Annotated in this window: 1 tRNA gene and 2 rRNA genes; all 3 read right to left on the bottom strand. The window is 43.9% G+C overall.

The annotated features are described in order from the left end of the window. A 23S ribosomal RNA gene (locus E0D94_RS14600) occupies window positions 1–622 on the bottom strand; the annotation flags it as partial. A gap of 198 nt (window positions 623–820) precedes the next feature. After that, window positions 821–896 (bottom strand) — tRNA-Ala (locus E0D94_RS14605). A 64-nt stretch (window positions 897–960) separates the two neighbouring features. Continuing rightward, a 16S ribosomal RNA gene (locus E0D94_RS14610) occupies window positions 961–1,183 on the bottom strand; the annotation flags it as partial.

A 1,183-nucleotide genomic window follows, 5' to 3' on the forward strand; every position in this document is an offset into this window, starting at 1 on the left:
TTGGCCCGTTCTACAAAAAGTACGCGGTCGCTCGTAAAAAGAGCTTCCACTGCTTGTAAACATAGGGTTTCAGGTTCTATTTCACTCCCCTTCCGGGGTTCTTTTCACCATTCCCTCACGGTACTATACGCTATCGGTCACTAGAAAGTATTTAGCCTTGGAGGGTGGTCCCTCCTGCTTCCCACAGAGTTTCTCGTGTTCCGTGGTACTCTGGAACAAAACCAAAAAGAATATGAGTTTCATCTACAGGACTTTCACCTTCTATGGTGGATCTTTCCAGACCCTTCGATTACTCGATTCTTTTCTTAACGGTAATGTCCACAACCCCAGTAAAGGAAACCCTTACTGGTTTGGGCTCTTCCCATTTCGCTCGCCGCTACTAAGGGAATCGATTTTTCTTTCTCTTCCTTGGGGTACTTAGATGTTTCAGTTCTCCCAGTGTTCCCTCAATTACCTATGTATTCAGTAATTGATACCTAAAGTTTATTTAGGTGGGTTTCCCCATTCGGAAATTCCCGGATCAAAGCCTGCTTGCGGCTCCCCGAGACGTATCGGCGCTTACCCCGTCCTTCATCGGCTTCTAGTGCCAAGGCATTCACCCTATGCTCTTAAAAACTTGACCGGTGAAATGTATAATTAGTCAAATGACTTACATTTCGCTAAAATTGTTTTAATATATTTCTGTGTAATTTTCAAGGTACAAAATACAGTTAAATCCAAATATAAAAAACTAGAAAATTAATATCCTAAGCTTAAGCAAAGGACTTTTTAAGATGTTACATTTTTAGTTTTTATTATTCAATTTAATTTACTGTATCAATGGTGGAGGTAAGGAGACTCGAACTCCTGACCCCCTGCGTGCAAGGCAGGTGCTCTCCCAACTGAGCTATACCCCCATAAAAGAGTAAACTAAAATTAATTAGTCTCTCAAAAATGAACAGTGTAGAAATTACTCCTTAGAAAGGAGGTGATCCAGCCGCACCTTCCGATACGGCTACCTTGTTACGACTTCACCCCAGTCATTGATCCTACCTTCGACACCTGCATCCCGAGGGTTAGCTCGGTGGCTTCGGGTATTACCAACTCCCATGGTGTGACGGGCGGTGTGTACAAGGCCCGGGAACGCATTCACCGCGACATTCTGATCCGCGATTACTAGCAACTCCAACTTCATGTGGGCGAG

Origin of the sequence: Senegalia massiliensis, assembly GCF_900626135.1 — a bacterium.
In the GTDB taxonomy this organism is placed as follows: Bacteria; Bacillota; Clostridia; order Tissierellales; family SIT17; genus Anaeromonas; species Anaeromonas massiliensis.